Source organism: Bradyrhizobium sp. ISRA464 (genome assembly GCF_029910095.1).
In the GTDB taxonomy this organism is placed as follows: Bacteria; Pseudomonadota; Alphaproteobacteria; order Rhizobiales; family Xanthobacteraceae; genus Bradyrhizobium.
Genome location: NZ_CP094526.1, coordinates 5,875,122 through 5,891,944, shown reverse-complemented (window position 1 = coordinate 5,891,944; position 16,823 = coordinate 5,875,122). Strand labels below are relative to the sequence as shown.

Below are 16,823 nucleotides of genomic sequence, written 5' to 3'. Positions count from 1 at the left end.
GCGAAGGATGCCATCGTGCCCAACGCGCGAGAAATGGGGTATCGGTTGGAACCGGCTGCAATCGAGCAGCGCGTCTTCAACCTTGAGCAGCGGCAATCCGAAGACCGCAGCAAGCGCAATGCCAGCGCGATCGAAGCGCTGTCGAAATCGCTTGTTCCGCGTGGCGAGCATGAGGAGAAGTGGCGCATCATTGACGATGCGATCAAGTGAAAGCAGTCGCGGCTCGATGAAATGGCAAAGATGATCGTGTCCCGGGGTGAGCGGCGGCTCTCCATTGCGCAGCAGGAAGCGGTACAGCAACAGCGGCGGGGGCCATGATTGTCATCAAAGCACCGACGTTCTGCGGTCGTTATCAACCGCACCTCGGTGAGGGTCATGCGTGCGGCGCCCGTGCCCCCCTACGGCTCGCGTGGGATCGACTGCGCGTCATGGCCTATGCCGACCGGCCAACGAGGAGCGCGACGTCTGGACCGCCATCCCCGTGTTAGTCGTGGCGTTGGGAGACTAACTAAGCCTTCGGATATTTAACCAAGCCTTAGCCCTGTTGCGCCGATCATCTCGGTGGTCTTGCGAACACCGAGGGAGGCTACTCCCATGCTCAAAGACGGAACTTATGCAGCGTGGTTCAAGACCCCGCTGGGACAAGGCACCGGCATTGCCCATGTTGCAGACGGGAAAATTTGGGGCCGTGACAGCATCATGTCCTATAGCGGTTCTTGTGAAGTCGACGGAGATAGGTTCACCGCGATCATAACGCTCAAGCGGCATACCGAAGGACATGCAACAGTGTTTGGCGCCGATGACCTTACGCTTCGACTTGAGGGAACGTGCTCTGGAAACATAGGCACTTACGTGGCGACGGCGGATCAGACGCCGGGGGTGCTCCTTGAGGGGACGCTGATTTACAGCGAACAACAGCCGTCAGCGCCAGAGCAGGCCGCGCCGCTGCCAACGTTCAATCCTGACAGACTCCCGAAACTACCGAAGCGCTCGCGCTGATTGATACTGACATGGCGGGGTTTCCGATGAGCGCGGGACCAGCCGACATTACAAGACCCAAGACCTGCATGTGAACGTTCCGTTACGGAACCTGCGTTTTTTACGTAATAGGGCAGGCAATAGCCCGGCCGCCAATAAAGACGGCCGGGCGAACGGAAAATATGAATTTTATGAATGCCGCGATTGTGCTGCGGTGTGAGTAGAACTTCTATCCGAAAGACTACGGGTGGCAGGTGGCGCTTAGGCGTGGCCTTGCACTCGGTCCGACATCGCTTTCCGTCGTACCACCAGGTGCAAGGTAGAATAGCAGACCGGACATTCAAATGACTGGAGGTCGTGATCCTTGGTGAAAGGCACGACGGCGATGAGCTTCCGTTCCACGTGGCATGCGGAACACACGGGCGACGACATGGCGTCTCTCCCTTTGCGATCGGAGCTAGGTCGCGATCTTACGTGCGGCCGGCCGGGTCGCGGTCGCTTTTTGAGCCGTAGTAATACTGTCCGTTATTCTGTCCCGCCAGGGCGGGAGCGGCGGATTTATTTCTTGCGTAATCACTGAGCTATCGACGCCGCACCGAAGCCAAGTTAGCGTATCGCTTTCCGCCTAGCTCCCATTCCACCGAAGCAATCACTTGGGAAGTCGATCATGCTCATTGCAGACCGGTTTGACAGTCGGACCCTTGCCAATATGGACGTCGCGCTGGAAAGGGCCTGTCAGCATCTGCCGAAGGGTGCCGATGATCATAAGGCCCGCCGGCACATCGCGCGCCGGATCATCAAATGCGCGGAGGCTGGCGATCGAACCCTTGGCGGCCTCACCGAGGCCGCGCGAGCGGCCGCGTCGGAGCTCACGTCAAAAAGGGCTGCGTAACCCGGGGGCCATCTCAACGTTCACGGTCGGAGAACCGGATCGAGCGATCGGCTACCCGTTGGGGCAGAGCCGCCTCTAATTCGGCAACGATGTCGTGCAACAGGCGGAGCGCGAGCGGATCAGTCACCTCGCGCTCCATCATGCGGTAGCGCATGATGCGGTCCTGAAGCTCTCGTTGTTCCGCGTTGTCGTCCATAGCGCGCTCCGCACTTCGAGCAATGACGCCGAACGAAAGGGATGGTTGCGGGGAACTTTGGAAAATTTTCGCCGGAATTGAGGCGCCCTCTCCGAGGTCAGTCGGCATGCTTAGCTGGGCGGCTGCAATTCGGCCGATGCCATCCACCGGTTCGTCCGAAGCGCCGTTTCGATCTGGCGCAGCCTTCGCTCGATCAATCCTCGTTCTTGTCTTTGACGCGCATTGCTCAATTGCTCTTGGAGCCGCGCCTTCTCTGCGGACAGGAGTTCGTGGAACGTAGGGGGGATAGAGCGCTTGCGGGGCATCGCTCTCTCCTGTGTGGGTTCGGCGAGAGTCGTTGGTTCTCTCAGCCACCGGCGCCGGGAAAGTTTGCCGGTGATGACGATTAACGAACAAGCCGTCGCAACGGGTCCAGACGGGAACCGCAACCTCGATGGTTCCGCGCGATGTCCGCTCAAAACACTCCGATATAGGCGAAAAAAGCGATCTCGATCAGGAAAGTGACGCTCATAATCGTGACGGTGAGAAATATGTCGCTCGGCGGCAGACGGGTCATAGCGCGCCTCGCATGTTGCGAAGTCCCATAAGCCGAAAACCGCCCGAGGACGAAAATGTTTCGGTTCCAAGCGTCGAGGATCGTTACCGTATTTCGAGTTCATGGATCGCGAGAGCGGAAATCTGGGCCGCGTCTTTGACCCCGGTCTGCGCGATCTCGATGATCTTCTTCGCGATCATCTCCGTGAGTGGATCATTGCGGTCTTTGACGCACAACGTATGCAACGCTTGCTCGTAAGCCTTTGTAACAAGACTGGCCTCTTTCGGCGCCATGGCGTCGGTTTGCAAGTGCAGGTAGATCGACATGTGCTCGCCCTCCAGCCCAGTTCCAAAGGAACTGTAACGCAGGAACCGGTGGCCTGCGGAAAAATCGGCAGGCGTTTGGGCGGAGTGGGCTCGCCATGGCGATCGCGACCTCTCTGCGAGCGGCCGTGTTTCGCGTCGGTGACGGCCGTCGACTAGCTCGCGATCGACCAGAGGCGGCTATGCTTTTATGGTGTTCGGTGCGCGAGCGGCCCGGGCTTCACGCCATTCGTCGGAGGCGGTCCCATGGTCAGCCAAACAGCAAGACCCAATAGAACCGACGTCAAAATGTATCGCATTGGAAATCGGGCCAATGGCTTCAAGGCTGCCCCCGTCGGCTGCACGCTCCTTGGTTGAGGTTGCGGCAGAATTTGATGCACCGCAATGCTACTTACTTAGGAGACCCAGGGCAGCACCAGACGAGAAAAGGCCGCCACCCGGGGCAGCGTTAGCAACTCATCCACCAGCGACGCCGCGAGGCGACCTTACTTCTGGCCCAAGACCTTGCCGGTCTTCCTGTTGATAAAATGGCAAGAGCCGCAAGCCGGGCAATCGACTTCCCGATAGTCGCCGGCACGCTCATTTTCGTCAACGACATCCAGCCGACTGCACCTTCAGGCCGGAAGTCGGGCACTTGAAAAGCAGGTTGCGCGTCATGTCCGGATTTATGCGCCGTTCGGCCTGACCGCGAAATTCAGGATTGTTACCTAGGCGGCTGGAACTTTGTTCACGGCCGGAGAACTACGGAAGGAACCCTTACTCTTTCTCTCGGGGGAAGTTCTTGCGGCCCGAGAACGGGACCGAAGTATCTCCATGCCTTGAATCCCTTACCGTGTTTCCAGTCACGGGAAACAACCGCTACAGGGGCCGCGCAAGCTTTCCGTGGTTCCCCTGAATGGAGGGAGGGCGACGCGGTACGCGGGACCGCCCGCCTTTTGCGTATTTCGGGACCGCGTTTTTGGGCTTTGGTTCCTCGCAAACTCCCTGCGAACCGAGCTGTCGGGGTGCCTTATTGCTCGCGAACGCCAGCCTTTCTCAGTCCATCGAGGATGCCGTCGAACTCCCGACGAAACTGCGGATTGCTCGAAAGGCCGTAGCCGAATTGCTGGAGCCAATGGACTGTGAAGTCCGGTCGGATTGCATTCAATTCGCCTAACATGTTCTGGGCCATTTCCGGTTGCCCCATGGCCCCGTAAGCCGAAACCAGATCGACATAGGGCCAGATTGATTTGTTCAGATCGATCGAACGCCTACATTCTTCCATGGCTTCGTTATATTCGCGTAGATGCGTGTGAGCATGACAGAGGAAGAAGTGCCAAAGGCCAGCGGACGGATCCTTCGGACTCAAGCGCAGAGCGATCTTAACTGGGGAAAACGCCTCGCGCGCACGTCCCACCAAGATAAGTGCGCCTCCCTTTTGTCCATACGCGACCGGCGAATTAGGGTCGATTTCCAAAGCGGCGTCGTATTCGGCCAACGCCCCCTCGGGATTTCCATATTGCAAGATGTTTCCCTGGGCTACGTGCGCGCTTGCGGTTGCTGGGCGTTTTGCAAGAACTTGGTCAATGTCAATGAGGCTGGTCGCGATCTTCTTGTCCTCCACCACGGACGTTGACCATCCGCTGAGCACGCGACCGGATAGGCAGGACGCTTTCCCGAGCATTGCGTCAATATTATCCGGATCGAGGCGCAGCGCGCTGTCGAACAGTTCCTCTGCCTGTGCGTTCGTTATCTTGGTCCGGGGCTCATAGAGCTTCGCCCAGCCGCGCATGCTGAAATCAACAGCATCTGGGTTCGTTGACTTGTCCATTCGGCCGCGCCGGCTTTCGGCCTCGACGAGTTGGACGTTGAGAGAGCGGGCGAGCCGCGCCGTGACCCGCTCCTGCAGGACTGCAAGATTCGACCGATCACCGTCAAAGCGGTCCGACCAGACATTGCGGGCAGTCGACAGGTCGACAAGTGACACATTCAAACGAACCTGATCTCCGGCCCGCTGCACCGCGCCCTGTACGGCCCAGCGAATGCCAAGGTCCTTGCCGAGCGTCTTAAGGGCGACCTGCTTGCTCTTATAGGTAAACGCCGTACGCGCCGGGCATTTGCGCAATATCGGTCGTCAGGTCAGTCGCAATACCGTCAGCGAAATAATCTTGCTCCGGATCATTGTTGAGGTTCGCAAATGGCAGCACGACAAGCGACAGGCGAGGAACAATATCCGGCCGAGCCGTGGCCTCTCTCTGTGTCTTTTGCCCTTCCTGAAAAACGTCGGTACGGACCGTCTTCCAGACATTCCAATAACCAACGAGGCCGCCGGCCACCGCACCGACGGCGGCAACCGAGGCAAGCGCGCCGCCGATAGACCGCAAGCGTGCCCAAAGCCGGCGTTTGAAATTGCGGTCTGATGGCGCTTTGTCCGGCGGATCACTTTCAGGCGCCGGTTTCTCTGATGGCTCGTTTACCTCGGAGTTCGTCACCTCCGCCTCCCGCCCCGGAGAGTTGAAGTCGCGTCTGAGAAGATAGCAGATTTTCAGAGCTTAAGGTCCGTCAATGACGCTGACTAAAGTTCGGCCAGTTTTCGCTTCGTCAATCCACCGGTTGTCGGACGCCCGCTAATGAGGATCACAACCGGCAAGGCTCGGAAGGAGCATATGATTTCCGCTTCGCTTCCCAAAACCCGACGTCCGTTAAGCGGCCCTACAGGCGGCAAATCATGGATGCAATGACCAGCAAGCCGGCCGTGGAAACATGGCCGGTTGATCGTTTACGGCCCTTGAGCGCAATTCGCGCCGACATTCGCCCGCGCAATTCGAGCAGATCGCGGCGCCAATCCGGCAATGGGTCTGGACGATGCCGATCTTGTTGGCCGATGACGGCATGGTGCTGGCTGGGCGCGGCCGATTGGCCGCCGGCAAGCTGTTGGGATTTACCGAGGTCCCGGTCATCGTGGCGCGCGGATGGACCGATCAGCAAAAGCGCGCTTACGTCATCGCCGATAATCGCCTGACCGATGCCAGCGATTGGGATGACGAGATGCTGCGGCTCGAATTAGCCGACCTCGTCGAGGGCGGTTTCGAGATCGCGCTGACCGGCATAATCGAGGACGAGCTATCGCGCCTGTCCGTTGGGGTTAGCGAGTTGGAGCAGATGCCCGAATTGCCGGACGGCGATCGGTCGCCATTCCGAGATATGACGTTCATTCTGTACGGAGAGCAATTCGGGATCGTCGAGCGCGCCATCGCCAAGGCGACCAAGCCGCACGACCCGGACAATCCCAACCGATCGCCGCAAGGTAATGCGCTCGCCGCGATCTGCGCCGAATATCTAGGGCGCGTCGCATAAATCGAGTTTGGTTCGTGCGGCTTACTGATGTCCGCTATGCCCCGATACCGACCAAATACCGCAGCGCGCCGAAATGACGCGAGCCACGGGCTTTTTGCTTTCAGTCCCATTGAACCACAAACGAATTGGCACAACTCATTTTACACGGGGGCGTGTGTGCGGAGTAGGGGATGTGGATCCCTTAGAGCATACACTTGATGAAATTGCGGATGACGCTCTGCAGCGTCGGTGGCGATTTGGAATAGCACGCGTCCGGTTCTATGTTGCCCTTGGTCTGGTGACGGCAGCGACGCTGATGCTGCAGATCATTGAGACCAGGATCATTTCCGTTACCTCCTGGTACTACCTGGCCTTCTTCGTCATCAGTATTGCCATGTTCGGCCTGACCGCGGGCGCAGTTTTTGTCTATTTCCGCAAGGAGAGGTTCGGGCCGGAGCGATTGTCCTACGATTTAGCCGTGGCGGCGCTGGCGTTCGGGTTAACGACCGATCTTGCCATCCTCGTGCAGCTGACGTTGGTGACAGGCGCCTCGCCGTCAGTCACCTCTCTGGTCGCCTGGGCGGAATTCGCGCTCTGTCTCGCCGTTCCGTTCTTCTTTTCGGGCATCGTCGTGAGCCTTGCGCTGACGCGCAGCCCCCACCCGATCGGAAAGGTCTACGGAGCGGATCTGGTCGGCGCGGCCGCTGGGTGCATCGGTGTCCTCGTGCTCCTGAATGTAACGAGCGGGCCATCCGCGGTCTTGTGGGTCGGTGCGCTGATCGGATTCGCGGCGCTCGGGTTCGCGGGCTCCGGACTCGGCATCCTGCCCGAATCCGCTTCGCTTGGTTCCAGGCTATTTCGCTACCGCCGAAGCATCGTCACAGGGTGCCTGTTCTTTGCGATTGCCAACACGCTCACAGCCCATGGCGTTCGACCCACAATGATCAAGGATCACTTGGAGCGGTCCGCCGATCTTGCCTACGATCGCTGGAACTCATTTTCCCGCATCACCGTCAAGCAGAGCGAAACGGTCCCGCCAGCGATGTTCGGCGCCTCTCCGCGCTTGCCGCGCTCGACCATCGAGCAGCGAGCGCTGAATATCGACGGCGGCGCCGGCACTGCCCTGTACCGCTTCGACGGAGACCTCGCGAGTCTGGAGTTTCTGCGCTATGATGTGACCAACCTCGCCTACGCCATTCCGGGCCTGAAGACCGGTGCCGTGATCGGTGTCGGTGGCGGTCGGGACATCTTGTCGCAACGTCTCTTCGGCCTGCGGGATATCACGGGCGTCGAGATCAATCCGATCATCATCGACGTCCTGGAGCACCAGTTTTCCGGCTATACGGCGATCGCCGCGTTGGATGGGGTGAAGTTCGAGGTCGACGAGGCGCGCAGCTGGTTTGCACGCACCCGGCGCTCCTACGATGTCATCCAAATGAGCCTGATCGATACCTGGGCGGCAACGGGCGCCGGCGCCTTCACGCTCACGGAGAATGGTCTTTACACCGTTGAGGCCTGGCAACGTTTTCTCGGTCGACTGAATCCAGGCGGCCTGTTTACCGTGAGCCGCTGGTATGCGCCCGGCGAGGTGAACGAGACCGGGCGATTGGTCAGTCTTGGCGTCGCGTCACTTCTTGCAAACGGCGCCGCTGAGCCCAGGCGCTACCTATTCCTCGCCACGGCAGGGAACGTGGCGACACTGATCGTGACGAAGTCGCCACTCTCTCCGGCGACGCTCGGAGTGCTCAAGGACGCCGCCGCAGCCAATGAATTCACGGTGCTGTTAAGCCCGGACGTGGCGGCGCTCTCCATTATGCTGGAGAAAATCGTCAGTGCTCCGGACCGTCGCTCACTCGACCAGGCGACGACCGGCTTCTATCTCGACCTCACGGCGCCGACCGATGCGCGCCCCTTCTTTTTTAATCAGTTGAGATTCACCACCCTGTTCGATCCGAACGTGTTCTCGCATTTCACTCACACCGGGGTGTTCGCCGGAAACCTCATCGCGACGCTGACCCTCGCCATGCTCGTTGTGATTTCGGTTGCGCTCGTCGCCGCTACGATCATCATTCCGTTGCGGTCGACGGTCAGAGAAGCCGGCTGGCAGTTGGCCATCGGCGGCACCGTCTATTTCGCCCTGATCGGGGTCGGCTTCATGATGATTGAGATCGCTCTCTTGCAGCGAATGAGCGTCTTCCTCGGTCATCCCGTCTACGCGCTGAGTGTCGTTCTGTTCAGCCTGATCCTCTGGACAGGCTTCGGCAGCATGGCATCCGAGCGCATGCGCCTTGCCGGGGCCGGCAGGCTCGTGGCTTGGAGCGTGGCGAGTGCGGCTTACTCGTTTGCGTTGCCGTTCTGGCTACCCGCGCTGCTGGTCGACCTCGATGGAGCGGGCCTTCTCGTTCGCGCCGGCTTCTGTGTTCTTGTCGTGGCCCCGGCAGGCTTTCTGATGGGCTTTGGATTTCCCACCGGCATGCGATTGGTCTCGGCGATCAGCACGGGTCCCACGCCGTGGTTCTGGGGCATCAATGGCGCGGCGGGCGTTCTGGCCGCGAGTGTTGCCGTGGTCACCAGCATTGCCTTCAGTATCGATACGACGCTCAGGATCGGAGCCGTATGCTACCTCCTGATCGCCGCTCCCGGAGTGTTGTTGGTGTGCGCCGGCACGCCATCCAGCCGCACCGCTCCTCATGCGTAGATGTTATCGCGCTGGGCCAAGGTCCAGCAAAAGGCGCCGACGCGATAAGACACCGCGGCGGAGGCCGCCGGGCCGACGGGAAACTACTGATGTGTGTACATTCTTCTTCGGCAACCTCGTGCTGATTGAAGACTGACGTGCCGACGCGTTCCTTCCACGCAGGTTAGGTTAGGGTCATTCTCGACGGGTCGTAGCCAGCACCAAGTCCGGCAATGTCCGTTATGCCACAAAAGCGGAAGTGAATTCAGAGCGTTGGCGCCTCCGCGACCAGCCGTTGTAGGTTGATGTATCGCCGCGACTCCCGGAGTCTCGAATCATGCGCTTCGAACTCAGCGACTAACCATGGGACAGGCTAAAGAAATCCGCGTCGCGCCGATCGCGAAGAAGGACGCCGACGCGCTGATAATTCGGCTGCACTACAGCCACAAGACTGTCAACAATGCCTTCCTCGCGCTCGGCGTCTTTATAGGCGGGCGGCTTGAAGGCGCGATGACGTTTGGTCCGTCGATGGACAAGGGCAACATTCTCGGGCTGGTGCGCGATACGGCATGGAATGGCTTTCTCGAACTGAACCGGCTGGCGTTCTCGGAGGCGCTGCCGCTCAACAGCGAAAGCCGCGCGCTCTCGATCGCGCTGCGGATGATCAAAAAAGCATTATCCGCACATCGAATGGGTGATCTCGTTCGCCGATGGATGCCAGTGCGGCGACGGGACGATCTATCGCGCGGCCGGTTTCACGCTCACGGGGCTCAAGCTGAACAAAAGCCTGCTGCGATTGCCCGATGGCTCGGTGACGCACAAGATGACGCAAGTCACCGGCAAGGACCGCGCTGCGCATTTCGCCAAGACTGGCGGATCATGGTCGGGTCAGGGCACGCCGCTCGATGGCTACCAGATGCGTTATATCTATTTTCTCAATCCCGATGCCCGTGCGCGGTTGATGCCGAAAGAAATCCCGTATGCGGAAATCGAGCGGCGTGGCGCGGGCGTGCATCGCGGCATTGCGCGTGGTAAGCAGGCGATGGCCGATCACCAATCGGAACAGCGGCGCGGCAGCGGCGACCACCACGCTCCAGTTTTGAACCGACACCTTGGTTACCCGAGATCAAGGGAACGAAAACCCCTGTCCGGTTTTAAGCAACATGAAACCACCGCTCGCCGGTAATTAGTACGGCGTTGTCGCGGTTAGCCAAAAGTCGCTGCCTAGCGACTTGCTGTTCTCAATTAGCTAAAAGCGGCGGTCTCCGGTTCCATATTTGGCATCGCTATCTCGTGATCTGAGGGACGGCTGCGCCAATCAGAGCGGAGGCAAAATCCCATGGATATGACGACTATGTCGACTGGTATGTTGATAGCCTGCAGCTTGTTCGGGCTCCTTCTCATCACCTTTTTGATAGTTGGGATAGCGGCGGGCATCAAATATCTGAGTTCACCGAGAGAACCGAGAGCGATATCCGACGCGCAACGGTCTCTAGCGGGGCGAGCGCCATGAGCTTGGGTTCTGAACAGTGCGTGATGATCTGTGTCGTCGTCCACCGTTCGGTCTCGATGCGAGCGGCAGCGCCGGCTGCAGAAGTGAAGCGAGTTGGCGTCGATGCGAGGTTGAGCAATGACTCAGACCGAAGTCCAAGAAGCTGCTGCAACAGCAGCTTCCACTAACACGTCCGGACGCGTGCTCTGTAATGCACGAAATCACTACTTTGTCGTCGACGGCATGGGAGAAAGCGGTCCCGGCGAAGCGATCAACCACGGCGAAGTTCTCCTGTCAGGCGTGGCGGCCTGTGGCGTTGAACTGGTTCAAGCACTCGCCAAGCGGGAGAGCATCCCGCTAAAAGCTGTGATGGTAGAGATCACGGGCAGAGTGGATCGTTCCCGACCGATACGACGAGATCTTACGGTAATCAATGCCTTACGCCTGCGGTTCACGATGAAAGGAGTCGCCGATCAGCAAGGTCGGCAACTCATCGAGGGCTACCAGGCCGCATGCCCCCTATATGGCACGATCGCAGCTGCCATCCCCGATGTGCAAGTTGAACTTCGGATTGAACCGTAGCGAAGGCGCGCGCGGCGCAGCTAGCGTGACGGACGCGAACCTTGAGCAATGCGCTGACCGCCAGTTCTCGGCCTCGCATATGCATCACTCTTCCTCTTGAGCGTCCTCCGCCGCTTCGGCGTCCCGCCGAGAAGCTAGTTGATCTCGATGACCAGACGAGGTCATCGATACGGGCTGACCTTTGCACCGCTGAGCCATTTTGAAATATCAGGACGAGTCTTGCTAGATATCTTCCGCATGGTCCGGCATGGCGGCCGTCTCAGCCTCGACCAGCTGAAGGTGATGTCGGCGATCAAGAGTTGCCGCACCGCAGCCCTCGGCGGGTTGGACAACGCTGAAGCCGCATGTCAGCTGCCAGCAATAGTCCGGACATCCTTTTGATTGGTGCGGCTTACTGATGTCCGCTATGCCCCCGCAATGCGCCGAAATGACGCGAATGGCCACGAATAGACTCACGCACTGCAGCGATTTCAGCAGAAACTTCAGCGGCGCAAGAACAAGGCGGTCTTTTTCAGTGGCTTGCGATAGCTGATATCCAAAACCCGATGCCGCTCAGGGCTCCCAATCCTGCGATTGCAAACAGCCATGCCTGTCGAGTTAATACGGTCACAGAAGCGACGCTAATTGCGATTTGAAACAGGGCGAGCGCAAGAAACAAGCTTTGCCGTGGCTCCCGTAGGGCCGCACTCTTTGCGTCCGCCGCCTTGACCTGCTCCTCAAGCCCGTTGGCCCTCTGCTGAATCTCATCCTTCTGCTGAGCATATTTCGCGAGTTTTTCGTCATAGCCCGGATGACTTTGTGGAGATGTCAATTCCTTAGCCAATTCCATCAGGTGCGACTTGGTGCTGACCGCTTGGTAGTAGGCCCATTGATTGGAAGCATCGGTCTTTTTCAACACCGCCTGGTTCTTATAAAGGATCGCTTCGTTTGCGATATGACTGGCCTCGTGGCCTACTATGCCGCCCATAGTCGCAACGATTGCGGTGAAGATTGCAACCCACTTGCCGAGCGGATGATCCCCGGCGGGAATATGCGGAACGTCCAGCTCATCACCCATTTGTCTGCACGGACTCATTGTCTGGTGGCATCGTCCATCTCGGGAGCGAGAGGAGCAGAGCCGGCATGCTTGCGCGGACCATCCGTCGAAGCCACGGCACGACCGCTCACTCTAAACATCTTCTGAAAGAAGAGGTTATTTGGAATCTGCAGCACACTTCCGCTCTCTTCGCGTAGTGTCGTGAACATCAGATTCCGCTCGGTAACCCGTCCCTTCAAATTCTCAGGAAGAATCTCGACGGTCTGGCCGAAATGAAACGGCCGCCAGAGCAAAAGAAAGAAGCTGGCGGTAAAATTGCTGACCATCGCCCAGGTGGCAAGGAAGCCCACGCCAATAACCGTTATGACGCTGACCAGAACCGCCCAGATACCACCAAGTCCGACACCCCAAACGTTGAGAACGGCAAACGCGGTTAGGATCCAGAGAACGACAACGACGATGCGGTTGATGATAAGAGTGGTCTCATTGGTTAGCTGTATGCGACCCTGGAGATATGACAGCCACCGCTGAAGAAGCCGGCTGAGGACAAGAACGATAATTGCAGCCGCAATCAGGATCACGACGGTCCCGGCGACGGTCACGATATTGATGTTATGGTGATCAAGCCATTCGGCGACCTGGGTCATAACGTCAACCAGTCATTTGGAGCAAGACACACGATCGACCCTATTAGAACGCGAATATCGCCTTGCGAGTTCCGACTAACCAAGCCTGCTAAGCCCCCGCCTATGGCGGGGCGAAAACCGGCAGTTCTACAGCTGCGGGAATGAAGTCATGGAGTCTCCTTGGGGAACCGCCAAGAACCCTCAAGGAGACCATGATGGAAGCAGAGTACAATCATCTTAATCACGCGACTTGGGAGTGCAAGTACCACGTCGTGTTTACGCCGAAGTACCGCAAGAAGCTGCTGTTCGGGAAGATCAAGCGACATCTGGGCCAGGTATTTCACGATCTGGCACGACGGAAGGAGTGCCGGATCGAGGAAGGTCACCTGATGCCGGATCATGTCCACATGCTGATATCGATACCTCCGAAATATTCGGTGGCGCAGATCATCGGGTATATGAAGGGGAAGAGTTCGATCTGGATCGCGCAGAACGTCGAACGGAAGATGCGAAATTTCCTGGGCCACAAATTCTGGGCACGCGGATATTTTGTCACGACCGTCGGCCGCGATGAGGAAATGATCCGGGCCTACATCAAGAATCAGGAAATGGCCGACCAGCAACTGGATCAGTTTGAGCTAAAGATTTCAGCTGCCCCAAAATCCAAGCAATCGTCCTAACATCCCTTAAAACCGCCTTTGGCGGTTCCCAATCAAACCTCCAGCTTTGCTGGAGGTTATTGGCTTACTAGGGAGGACCGAGCCGTTTCCAGCGACGTCCGCGCGGTCCGGGAGGCGGCCGCGTTGTTGTCGAGGGAAATGGGGGAGCGCTTCAAAGGTATCGTGAGATTCGAGTCGTTTGTCCGAGGGCGGCGCCTGCTACAGGAGCCGCGCCTGAGGGGCTTCAGCAGCCCCCCAGCGCACTTACGCATTAGACTCCGCTACGGGAGTGGTCGCGGCTTCGGGACGGAGTGGTTGCCCTTATTCTGTCCCGCAGATCGAAAATTACGGTCCGGGTCAAAACGTCCCGTCTCGGGAAGGGACGCTTGTGGCGCAAACCGGACGTTCGGCCGCTCCCGCATGTCTCACTGAGCATTGGCGCCTCCGCGACGGGCCGTTGTGGGTTGATGTACCGCCGCAACCCCCGAACCGGAGTCTCGAATCATGCGCTACGAACTCAGTGACTAACCATGGGACAGGCTAGGGACATCCGCGTCGCGCCGATCGCGAAAAAAGAGGCCGACGCGCTGATCATCCGGCTGCACTACAGCCACAAGACCGTCAACAATGCGTTCCTCGCGCTCGGCGTTTTTATCGGCGGGCGGCTTGAAGGCGCGATGACATTCGGCCCGTCGATGGACAAGGGCAACATTCTCGGGCTGGTGCGCGATACTGCTTGGAATGGCTTTCTCGAATTGAACCGGCTGGCGTTCTCGGAAGCGCTGCCCCGCAACAGCGAAAGCCGCGCGCTCTCGATCGCGCTGCGGATGATCAAAAGCATTATTGGTGTTCTACGATGCATTGCGCTTCGCGCTGCGGCGAATGGCTTGCCGCGGTCGCGCTCTGCTTCGTGCGAGTCGTCGCAAAACGTTCCTTACCGCTTACCGATAAAGCTGCATCTCCGGTCGCGGATCCGGCTCGAAGCCGTCGCGATTGGGCATAACCACTTTGGGCAAGGTGGTCGCATTCATCGTCTCGGTCGGATTGATGATCGTTGCTTGCGCGAGGATATAGGCGACGACGCTATAAACGTCGTCGTCGCTTAGCGACCCGGGCGCGTTGAACGGCATCGCCCGCTTCACGTAATCGAAAAGTGTCGTGGCATAGGGCCAGTAACTTTCGACAGTCTTGATCGGAGTTTTTGTGGCAAGCGTGCCGCGCCCTCCGATCAGTTTGTCGCCGCCGACGCCCTTCGCCGGATTGCCTTCCAGATGATCGCCGTGGCACGAGGTGCAGTTCTGCGCATAGATCTTGGCGCCCAAGGTGGCGTCGCCGCTGCCCGGCGGCAAGCCGCGTCCGTCAGGCGGGATCGCAAAGAATTTCGCAAGCTCTTGCTGCGTCGTCGGCGATCCGAAGCCGAAGGGAGGAGTGTCCTGCGCCAGCGCGCCAACCGTCAATGGAAGAGCAGCCAGGCACAGCGACGCTGCGCCGACGCAGGCGTCACGCGTGAACATTGGTCACACTCCCATCGGCGGCGACGGCCCAGCTCTGGATGGCGTTCAGATGATAGATCGAGCCGAACGGCCCGTTCGCTCCGCGGATGGCGACCAGTTGCGCCAGCGTGGGCTGAATATAGCCGGTCTCGTCGGTGCAGCGGCTTTGCAGCACGGCGGGCTTGCCGTCCCAGATCCAGGGAAAGCTGAAGCGTACGGTGCAGATCGGTTCCGGGATCGACTCCATATGGGCCGGATACCAGGTCTTGCCGGCGTCACTCGACACTTCCACCGACTGGACGCGGCCGCGGCCCGACCATGCGAGACCAGTGACGTCGTAGAAGCCAGGTCCTGGCAGCTTCATCTCGCCCGAAGGGAAGGTGATGACCGACTTCGCCTCCATTTCGAAAGTAAATTGGCGCGCTTTCCCGTTCGCCATCAGGTCGGTGTATTTCGATGTCTCTTCGCGGGTCATGAACGGCTTGTCGCTGACCTCAAGCCGGCGAAGCCATTTGATGTGCGTATTGCCTTCATAGCCCGGCAGGATCAGCCGCAGCGGGTAGCCCTGCTCCGGACGGATTGCCTCGCCATTCTGACCGTAGGCGAGGAGCCCATTCTTAAGCATCTTCTCCAGCGGGATGCTGCGCGTCATCACCGCCGCATCGGCGCCCTCAGCGAGCACCCAGGTGCCGCCGTCATCGAGGCCAACTTCGCGGGCGATGGTGGCAAACTGTACGCCGGTCCATTCGGAGGTGCTAAGCAGGCCATGCGTGCCCTGTACGGTCTTCAGCGTCGGCTTGTTCCACTCGGTCAGGCCATTGCCCGAGCATTCGATAAAATACTTGCGGGTCACAGAGGGAAACCGCTTTATGTCCGCCATCGAGAACTTCTTGGCCGTACTGACCATGCCGTGCACAAGCAGCATGTGCCGCAACGGATCGATGGTCGGGATACCGCCGTGGTGACGTTCGAAATGCAGCCCCGAAGCCGTCAGATTGCCGAGCATTTTGTCGAGCGGCGTCATGCTCCACGAGGTGTATTCGTTGGGCGTAGGGTACCGCCAGCGCACCTCGCTTTCGAACTGTGACCGCGATCCATATCCGCCGTCGGCCGCGACCGCGCGCCCCAATTCTTTGGTCGGATCGGCCGGAATCTCGAAATACTGCGCGCCGGGCGGCGCCCTCTGGTCTGCGGCACGAGCCGTGCTGCCAAGCACGGCCGCAGCTGCGGCGCCCGCGGTCGATCCGGCGGCAAACAGGAATGCACGGCGATCGGTTGGCACACGGCCAGGGAACATTCCCTCTTTGCAGGCGCATTCTCCCTGTGCGCGGCGTTGCGCCAAGTGACGCGCTTCGGCGGTGATGATCTCATTGATCATTCGCCGGGTCCTGTCGTCCAATATCAGAGCGGGCGCGTTGTTCACGACCTCCTCCCTGAAATTTTCTGGCTCTCATCGGCCTCCGTGCTCATGATATCCCGCTAAAGGGTAGAAAGCTCTGCCTAATTTCGATTGTCGTGTCGGCAAACACCGCAACCCCTTGTATCTCGCGTTTAAGGTGGATGACATCGCAAACAGCTGGGGAGGCAGAGACCAAGGCACCTTCTGTCGTCTCGCCACGCGCACGGTGGTGACGGAGCGCCCGCACACGTGCAGCGCGCCGGCGCGCCGCAGCAGCACGAGCCTTGAAATGTAAATGGGGTAGCGTGAGCAAAGGAACGGTGCCGGATTGCTGGTGAAAAAAATGCCTACCGACGGCATGGTCGCGACCCGCTCCACCCCGAAGATTTCGACATGTCCAGTTCGAGGGCGGCTCGGAAATTGTACAATCTTTCCAGCTCGTTCGAAGGCGTCTCCGCTCCTCAATCACCTGCACGGTCTCACGGTCCTCAGCACGTCATGGGCGACAGGGTTCCACTTGAGGAACCCTCGCCTGCATCGTCCGCGGGAGCCGTCGTGACAGGTGGCCGGTTATTGCAATAGCCTGCGCGAGGCCAGCGCTGATTTGGTTTTCCGCAATG

At 59.1% G+C, this 16,823-nt stretch carries 17 protein-coding genes and 1 pseudogene; 9 read left to right on the top strand and 9 right to left on the bottom strand.

What is annotated here, in order from left to right; translation table 11 throughout:
- Positions 1-15: 15 nt before the first annotated feature.
- From MTX19_RS27560 to MTX19_RS27550, 3 genes are all read left to right on the top strand, one after another.
- Positions 16-210, top strand: a complete 195-nt coding sequence (locus MTX19_RS27560; RefSeq protein ID WP_280980199.1) for a hypothetical protein — start codon at positions 16-18, stop codon at positions 208-210.
- A gap of 384 nt (positions 211-594) precedes the next feature.
- Positions 595-999 carry a hypothetical protein gene (locus MTX19_RS27555; RefSeq protein ID WP_280980198.1) on the top strand — a complete coding sequence of 135 codons (405 nt, stop codon included), beginning with the start codon at positions 595-597 and terminating at the stop codon, positions 997-999.
- Between the two features lie 688 nt (positions 1,000-1,687).
- Positions 1,688-1,870: a hypothetical protein gene (locus MTX19_RS27550; RefSeq protein ID WP_280980197.1), complete on the top strand. Its 183-nt coding sequence runs from the start codon at positions 1,688-1,690 to the stop codon at positions 1,868-1,870.
- A gap of 13 nt (positions 1,871-1,883) precedes the next feature.
- Here MTX19_RS27550 and MTX19_RS27545 read toward each other — a convergent pair whose 3' ends face one another.
- The 4 genes from MTX19_RS27545 to MTX19_RS27530 all read right to left on the bottom strand — a co-directional run bounded on the left by MTX19_RS27545 (position 1,884) and on the right by MTX19_RS27530 (position 5,395).
- Complete coding sequence (locus MTX19_RS27545; RefSeq protein WP_280980196.1) at positions 1,884-2,066, bottom strand: hypothetical protein; 183 nt, start codon at positions 2,064-2,066, stop codon at positions 1,884-1,886.
- Between the two features lie 639 nt (positions 2,067-2,705).
- On the bottom strand, positions 2,706-2,927 hold the full coding sequence (locus MTX19_RS27540; RefSeq protein ID WP_280980195.1) for a hypothetical protein: 222 nt from the start codon (positions 2,925-2,927) through the stop codon (positions 2,706-2,708).
- A 1,006-nt stretch (positions 2,928-3,933) separates the two neighbouring features.
- Positions 3,934-5,028 carry a tetratricopeptide repeat protein gene (locus MTX19_RS27535; RefSeq protein WP_280980194.1) on the bottom strand — a complete coding sequence of 365 codons (1,095 nt, stop codon included), beginning with the start codon at positions 5,026-5,028 and terminating at the stop codon, positions 3,934-3,936.
- A complete protein-coding gene (locus MTX19_RS27530; RefSeq protein ID WP_280980193.1) occupies positions 4,991-5,395 on the bottom strand; it encodes a hypothetical protein in 405 nt (134 codons plus the stop codon). The genes MTX19_RS27535 and MTX19_RS27530 overlap by 38 nt, the downstream gene beginning before the upstream one ends.
- Before the next feature lie 310 nt (positions 5,396-5,705).
- Between MTX19_RS27530 and MTX19_RS27525 the strand changes: the two are divergent.
- The 5 genes and pseudogenes from MTX19_RS27525 to MTX19_RS27505 form a co-directional block, all read left to right on the top strand.
- Positions 5,706-6,260, top strand: a pseudogene (locus MTX19_RS27525) (ParB/Srx family N-terminal domain-containing protein); the annotation flags it as partial.
- A 295-nt stretch (positions 6,261-6,555) separates the two neighbouring features.
- Positions 6,556-8,937: a hypothetical protein gene (locus MTX19_RS27520; protein ID WP_280985560.1), complete on the top strand. Its 2,382-nt coding sequence runs from the start codon at positions 6,556-6,558 to the stop codon at positions 8,935-8,937.
- A gap of 673 nt (positions 8,938-9,610) precedes the next feature.
- Positions 9,611-10,102, top strand: a complete 492-nt coding sequence (locus MTX19_RS27515; protein ID WP_280980190.1) for a hypothetical protein — start codon at positions 9,611-9,613, stop codon at positions 10,100-10,102.
- A gap of 444 nt (positions 10,103-10,546) precedes the next feature.
- On the top strand, positions 10,547-10,990 hold the full coding sequence (locus tag MTX19_RS27510; protein WP_280980189.1) for an OsmC family protein: 444 nt from the start codon (positions 10,547-10,549) through the stop codon (positions 10,988-10,990).
- Between the two features lie 138 nt (positions 10,991-11,128).
- Positions 11,129-11,371 (top strand): hypothetical protein, encoded by a 243-nt coding sequence (locus tag MTX19_RS27505; protein WP_280980188.1) that lies wholly within the window; start codon positions 11,129-11,131, stop codon positions 11,369-11,371.
- Positions 11,372-11,501: 130 nt separating this feature from the next.
- On the opposite strand, the gene MTX19_RS27500 is transcribed toward MTX19_RS27505, so the two are convergent.
- Entirely contained in the window at positions 11,502-12,047 is a 546-nt protein-coding gene (locus MTX19_RS27500; protein WP_280980187.1) for a DUF4337 domain-containing protein, read from the bottom strand.
- A gap of 14 nt (positions 12,048-12,061) precedes the next feature.
- Positions 12,062-12,673: a mechanosensitive ion channel family protein gene (locus tag MTX19_RS27495; protein ID WP_280980186.1), complete on the bottom strand. Its 612-nt coding sequence runs from the start codon at positions 12,671-12,673 to the stop codon at positions 12,062-12,064.
- Positions 12,674-12,867: 194 nt separating this feature from the next.
- Here MTX19_RS27495 and tnpA point away from each other — a divergent pair, with 194 nt between their 5' ends.
- Positions 12,868-13,332, top strand: coding sequence for an IS200/IS605 family transposase (tnpA, locus tag MTX19_RS27490; RefSeq protein ID WP_280984622.1), 465 nt, complete (start codon positions 12,868-12,870; stop codon positions 13,330-13,332).
- Between the two features lie 583 nt (positions 13,333-13,915).
- Here the strand turns inward: tnpA and MTX19_RS27485 are convergent.
- The 3 genes from MTX19_RS27485 to soxC all read right to left on the bottom strand — a co-directional run bounded on the left by MTX19_RS27485 (position 13,916) and on the right by soxC (position 16,101).
- Positions 13,916-14,152 carry a hypothetical protein gene (locus MTX19_RS27485; RefSeq protein WP_280980185.1) on the bottom strand — a complete coding sequence of 79 codons (237 nt, stop codon included), beginning with the start codon at positions 14,150-14,152 and terminating at the stop codon, positions 13,916-13,918.
- Positions 14,153-14,252: 100 nt separating this feature from the next.
- A complete protein-coding gene (locus MTX19_RS27480; RefSeq protein ID WP_280980184.1) occupies positions 14,253-14,825 on the bottom strand; it encodes a cytochrome c in 573 nt (190 codons plus the stop codon).
- Positions 14,812-16,101, bottom strand: coding sequence for a sulfite dehydrogenase (gene soxC, locus MTX19_RS27475; protein ID WP_280984894.1), 1,290 nt, complete (start codon positions 16,099-16,101; stop codon positions 14,812-14,814). The genes MTX19_RS27480 and soxC overlap by 14 nt, the downstream gene beginning before the upstream one ends.
- Between the last annotated feature and the right edge of the window lie 722 nt (positions 16,102-16,823).